The organism is Streptosporangium sp. NPDC006013 (genome assembly GCF_040614275.1).
In the GTDB taxonomy this organism is placed as follows: Bacteria; Actinomycetota; Actinomycetes; order Streptosporangiales; family Streptosporangiaceae; genus Streptosporangium.
The window spans coordinates 1-5,347 of sequence record NZ_JBEXUE010000594.1 but is presented as its reverse complement, the minus strand read 5'-3'; the positions used below and the strand labels follow the sequence as shown (position 1 = coordinate 5,347).

6 protein-coding genes are annotated in these 5,347 nt (G+C 69.2%); 2 read left to right on the top strand and 4 right to left on the bottom strand.

The features are described from left to right. Window positions 1-848 (bottom strand): SDR family oxidoreductase (locus tag ABZ260_RS45710; RefSeq protein WP_355630720.1); only part of this gene is annotated, 848 nt, incomplete at its 3' end. Next, window positions 845-1,852: a diiron oxygenase gene (locus ABZ260_RS45705; protein ID WP_355630717.1), complete on the bottom strand. Its 1,008-nt coding sequence runs from the start codon at window positions 1,850-1,852 to the stop codon at window positions 845-847. The genes ABZ260_RS45710 and ABZ260_RS45705, both read right to left, overlap by 4 nt. A 180-nt stretch (window positions 1,853-2,032) precedes the next feature. On the opposite strand from ABZ260_RS45705, the gene ABZ260_RS45700 reads away from it, so the two are divergent. Continuing rightward, window positions 2,033-2,965 (top strand): DMT family transporter, encoded by a 933-nt coding sequence (locus ABZ260_RS45700; RefSeq protein ID WP_355630714.1) that lies wholly within the window; start codon window positions 2,033-2,035, stop codon window positions 2,963-2,965. On the opposite strand, the gene ABZ260_RS45695 is transcribed toward ABZ260_RS45700, so the two are convergent. Together ABZ260_RS45695 and ABZ260_RS45690 are read right to left on the bottom strand one after the other, a co-directional pair. Then, on the bottom strand, window positions 2,910-3,512 hold the full coding sequence (locus tag ABZ260_RS45695) for a TetR/AcrR family transcriptional regulator (RefSeq protein ID WP_355567745.1): 603 nt from the start codon (window positions 3,510-3,512) through the stop codon (window positions 2,910-2,912). The two genes, ABZ260_RS45700 and ABZ260_RS45695, sit on opposite strands and share 56 nt — an antisense overlap. Before the next feature lie 17 nt (window positions 3,513-3,529). Next, window positions 3,530-4,465: a HAMP domain-containing sensor histidine kinase gene (locus tag ABZ260_RS45690; RefSeq protein WP_355630711.1), complete on the bottom strand. Its 936-nt coding sequence runs from the start codon at window positions 4,463-4,465 to the stop codon at window positions 3,530-3,532. A gap of 165 nt (window positions 4,466-4,630) precedes the next feature. Here ABZ260_RS45690 and ABZ260_RS45685 point away from each other — a divergent pair. Further along, a partial coding sequence (locus ABZ260_RS45685) for an acyl-CoA dehydrogenase family protein (RefSeq protein WP_355630708.1) occupies window positions 4,631-5,347 on the top strand: 717 nt, incomplete at its 3' end.

Here is a 5,347-nt window from a genome sequence, read left to right as displayed (position 1 = left end):
TACGCCGTCATGGTGGACCGCTCCCGCTTCGAGTAGCTCGCCAAGTCGCTGGTCTTCATGCCGATGGCGATCTCCTTCGTCGGCGCGGCCCGGACGGCGGCCGAGGGGGAGAGGCGGGTAGCGCGCCAGGCGAGGCGGCCGGCGGCGGGCGCCACGATGAGGGCGCGGTTGCGGGCCATGCCCCTGATGATGTCGGCGGCCAGCGCGTCGACGGAGTAGAGACGGCCCATGGTCCTGCTCGCCGACTCGCGGGCGCCGGCGCCGGTCGGGGTCTGCGGCAGGCCGGGATTGGCGTTGTCGAGCAGCGGGGTGTCGGTGAACCCGGGGCAGACCACGCTCACCCGGACACCGTGGGCGGCGGCCTCGGCGCGCAGGGCGAGCGAGAGCCCGACCACCGCGTGCTTGGTCGCCGTGTAGGGCGCCATCAGCGGCGCGGGGACCAGCCCGGCCAGGGACGCGGTGTTCACGATGTGCCCGAAGCCCTGCCGCTTCATGATCGGGTAGGCCGCGTGGACGCCGTGGACGACGCCGCGCAGGTTCACGTCGATCGTCCGGTTCCAGTGGTCGAGGGTGAGCTCGTCGACGGTGCCGCCGACCGCGATTCCGGCGTTGTTGAAGACGACGTCGAGCCGTCCCCGCTCGGCCGCCACCCGCTCGACGAGGTCGGTCACGGCCCGCGCGTCGGAGACGTCGAGCGTCGCGGCCGAGCCGCCGAGCTCCTTGGCGGCACGCTCGGCCCCGGCGCCGTCCAGGTCGGCGATGACGACGTGCGCGCCGCGCCCGGCGAACTCGCGGGAGACGGCCAGGCCGATGCCGGAGGCGCCCCCCGTCACGATCGCCGTTCTCATCTGCCCGCCTTCCCGGTCCGTGTCGTGCCGGGCGCCGGGGGCGCCCAGATGCCCATCGCCTTCCACACCCGGCGCTGGACGGGGTTCATCAGGCCCAGCTCGGCGCAGAGCTCGCGGGTCTTGCCGATCGAGTCGCGGATCTCCGCGGCCATCTCGGGGTTGCCGGTGTAGACCTCCCTGACGACGTCCTCGGGGATGCCGAACGTCCTGATCATCGAGCCTGGCGGTGAGAGCATGATCCGGGCCATGATGCCCAGGATGACAGGGGAGACGAGGCCCAGTGTGAAGCGCCGGTAGCGGGGCATCCGGGGCACCCGGCGGCGCAGGTAGTGGCGGGCGAAGGAGATGTGCCTGGCCTCCTCGGCGATGTGAATCCGTATGATCGTCTCCTCCAGCGGATGCCGGGTCCTGCCCGTTTTGATCATCTTGCGCTGCACGTGGTCGATCGGGTCCTCGCCGCCGAGGACGAAGACGAAGAAGAGCTCGGTGGAGATCAGCGGGATCCACGGGGTGATCTGCGCGAGCAGGCTCAGCGGCCCCGGCATGCCCTTTATTGGAAGTTTCGTGCGGTTCACGAACTCTTGGAACATCATCCCGTGATGTCCCTCTTCGATGGTCTCGTGGTAGACGTAGCGGAACTCGGGGGAGCCGTTCGGCAGCCGGTACGCGTAGTTCAGCAGTCCGCGCTTGAGCAGGTTCTCGAACTGCAGGCCGATCTTCATGGCGGTCGCCACCCGCCACAGCCCGATCCTGGCGCGGATCTCGGGAGGCTGTGCCCGGTACCAGGCGTGGCCGCCCAGCCTGTCGACCTCGGGCAGCTCCCAGCGCGGGTCGTCGGCGAAGACGAGGAACTCCTTCTCGTCCCAGGGGATGTCGACGTACGGCTCCCAGTGCTTGTCGACGGACGCCTTCGAGAGGCGCTCTATGACCGCCTCGTACGCGCGTCTCTCGGTGACCTGCTGGTCGCCCTCTCTGTCCGCGGCGGTCTCTGGGGCTGGTGTCATCGCTGCCCTCCCATCGGATGTCTGCGCTAATTGTACGAAGCATCCAATAAGACGGAAAGCCCCGCGAAGGTATGAGGTCCCTCACGCCGGTGTGACGTCCTTCACTCAGCGTTGTATTAAGGCCACTCCTGCTCCGGTCGGTGACCTGTCCGTCGCTGCAGGTGATGTAACCCTTCGACTATGGCAGTGGTTGCAGCCCCCCGGCCCCTCCTGGGAATCGCGCTCCTGACCTTCGTCAGCGCCGCCTGGGGGTCGGCTTTCCCGCTGATGAAGGACCTCATCGTCCGCATGCCCGTGGCGGACCTTCTCGCCGAGCGGTACGGCATCGCCACGGTCGTGCTGGTCGCGCTCCGCCCGAGTAGCCTGCGAGGGCTCTCCGAGAGCACCTGGCTGATCGGCATCCTGCTCGGCCTGCTGTTCGGCGTCGGCCAGACGGTCCAGGCGGTCTCGCTGCACGACCTGCCCTCGTCGGTCTCGGGGTTCACGGTCGGCTCGTACGTGGTGATCACCCCGGTCCTCGGGCTGGTCCTGCTCGGCGCCAGGACCTCGGCCAGGATCTGGGCCGCGGTGGCGCTGGCGACCGTCGCGATGACCGTGTTCACCCTGCTGAAGGGCGTGGAAGGCGACATCTCCCCGCCCGCGCTGGTCGCCACCCTGGTGTCGGCCGTCCTGTACGCGGCCCACACGCTGGTGCTCGGCAACTCCGCCGAGGCGCGGCGACACGCCTACGCGGTCACGGTCATCCAACTCGGCGCCATCGCCGTCATGACGGGCGTCCTCGCCCTGCCGGGCGGCCTGACCCTGCCCGCCACGCCGGTCGACTGGGTGATCCTCGGCCACCTGTCGATCGTGGCCTGCGCCCTGGGTTTCCTGGCCCGCTCGTGGGGCCAGGTCCACGTGCCGCCGGTGTCCGCCACGGTGATCCTGTCGACACAGCCGCTCTGGGTGACCGTCCTGGCCGTCGCGCTGTACGGGGAGTCGCTCACCCTGAGCATCTTCCTCGGCGGAGGGCTGATCGCCCTCGCCATGCTCCTGGTCGTGCTGCCCAGGGGGCTGTTCAGCTCAGCTCGGCGGGGGAGAGGCCCAGTTCCGCCGCGGCGGCCGTCTGGATGAACTCGGTCATGCGCGCCCGGGAGAGCAGCCGTCTGTGCACCGTCACCTGGGTGGCCAGGCCGTCGATGAGAGACATGATCCGCCAGGTCGAGCCCTCGGGGTCCGCGCAGACGAAGGTTCCCGCCTCGACGCCGTCGTCGATGATCGCGTGAAGCGCCTCCTTCCACCGCGTGTCGATCCTGCGGGACGTCTCCTCAAGCTCGGAGTTGCGCATCGACTCGGCCCAGGCGTCGATCCACAGGGCCCACGACTTGGTCTTTCCGCCGGGGGGATAGAACCTGAGCAGGGCCCGCAGCCGGTCGAGGGGTGAGCCGCCCGACTCCTCCACCCTGGCGAGCGCGTCCAGATGGAGTTGGGCCGCGTAGGAGAATGCCTGGGCGAACAGCTTCTCCTTGGTCTCGAAATGGTAGAAGAGCAGCGCCTGGCTGACGCCGGCCGCCTGCGCGATGTCCGCGGTTCGGGTGTGACCGAACCCCTGGGCCGCGATGACATCGCAGGCGGTTCGGAGCAGATCTTCACGACGTAATCGCCCAAATCCCCTTGCCACAAGGGAACACTAGCGGGTCAGGGGGCGCCGTCCTGGTCGGGGTGCAGGGGGATCCGCAGGACGAACCGCGCACCCCGGACGCTGTCCTCCAGCCTCAGGATGCCGCCGTGGGTGCGGGCGATCTCCCTGGCGATGGGGAGTCCCAGTCCGGTGCCTCCCTCGTCCCTGTTGCGAGAGGCGTCCAGCCGGGCGAACCGCTGGAAGACCAGCTCCCGCTGCTCGGGTGCGATCCCGGCGCCGTCGTCGAGCACCTCCACGACGGCCGTTCCGTCGTCCCTGGTCACGCTCACCGAGACCTTGGAGTCGGCGTGCCGTTCGGCGTTGTCCAGCAGGTTCGTCAGCAGCCGGGCCATCCGGAGCCGGTCGCCGGTGATCGCCACCCCCGGCTGCAGCTCCCTGTCGATCCGGACGTTGCGCCGGTGCCTGTCCAGCTCATCGCAGACAAGCACGCCCAGGTCGATCCGCTCGTAATGGGCGGGCACCCCGGAGTCGAGCTTGGCCAGCGTCAGCAGGTCCGAGACGATCGCCTGAAGCCGGTCCAGGCTGGCGAGCATCGCGTGGGCCTTCGCCGTCCAGTCGACGTCGTCGGGGTAGCGCAACGCCTCCTCCACCTGGGCGCGCATGGCGGTGAGCGGGCTGCGCAGGTCGTGCGAGGCGTCGGAGGCGAACCTGCGCTGCTGCTCGGCCGAGGCCTCCAGCCGGTTCAGCGTCTGGTTGATCGTCTCGGCCAGTTGCCTGATCTCGTTCCGCGCGGCGGGCACCGGCACCCGGCGGCCGATGTCGGTCGCGGTGATCTCCTCCAGCTCGCGTCTGATCGCCTTGACCTGCACGAGTGCCGTCTTCACGGCCCTGAGTGTCACGATCGTGAAGGCGGCGCCGCCTATCACGATGGTCGTCGTGACGGCGGTGAGCGTCAGCCGACGCCGTACCGACCGCGCGTTACCCGCGAACACTTCACTCCTCGGCGCTGAATAGAGCCACTAGACGGATTAATTGCCGTTTCCTGGTGATTGATGGCCAAGAAGGGGCAAATATCCTTTCACCTTCCCCTGTAGAGCATTGCTCTGTACGGCTGATCGGGTGCTGGCTAGAGTAAGTGAGCACTGATTGGAGTGGACATGAATCTTCAGGATTACCGGCGGCGTGCCAGGACCTGGCTGGAGGCCAACGCTGGAGACGTCGAGGCCGAGGCCACCCCGGACGCGGGTGGGGTCGCCGCCGCGAAGGCCTTCATGGCGCGCATGTACGACGCGGGCTATTCGGGGATCGGCTGGCCGGGCGAGTGGGGCGGCCAGGGGTTGACCCAGGCGGAGGAGCGGGCCTTCGCCGAGGAGGCCGCGGGCTTCACGCTGCCGACCTACGTCTTCTCCATAGGACTCGGGATGTGCGGGCCGACCCTCGTCGACCTCGGCACCCCCGAGCAGAAGGCCAGGCACCTGCGTCCGCTGCTGCGGGGCGAGGAGATCTGGTGCCAGCTCTTCTCCGAGCCCGGCGCCGGCAGCGACGTCGCCGCCCTGCAGACCCGGGCCACCCCGGCCGAGGACGGCTGGACGGTCACCGGGCAGAAGGTCTGGACCTCGGTCGCCCAGCACGCCTCCTACGGGCTGCTGCTCACCCGCACCGACGTGGACGCGCCCAAGCACAAGGGCCTGTCGATGTTCATCGTGGACATGCGCGCCCCCGGCGTCACGGTCCGCCCGCTGCGGGACATGACAGGCCGCGCCCACTTCAACGAGATCTTCTTCGACGACGTGCACATCCCCGCGGAGAACCTGATCGGCCAGGTCAACGACGGGTGGAGCTGCGCGGTCACCACACTCCTGCACGAGCGCCTG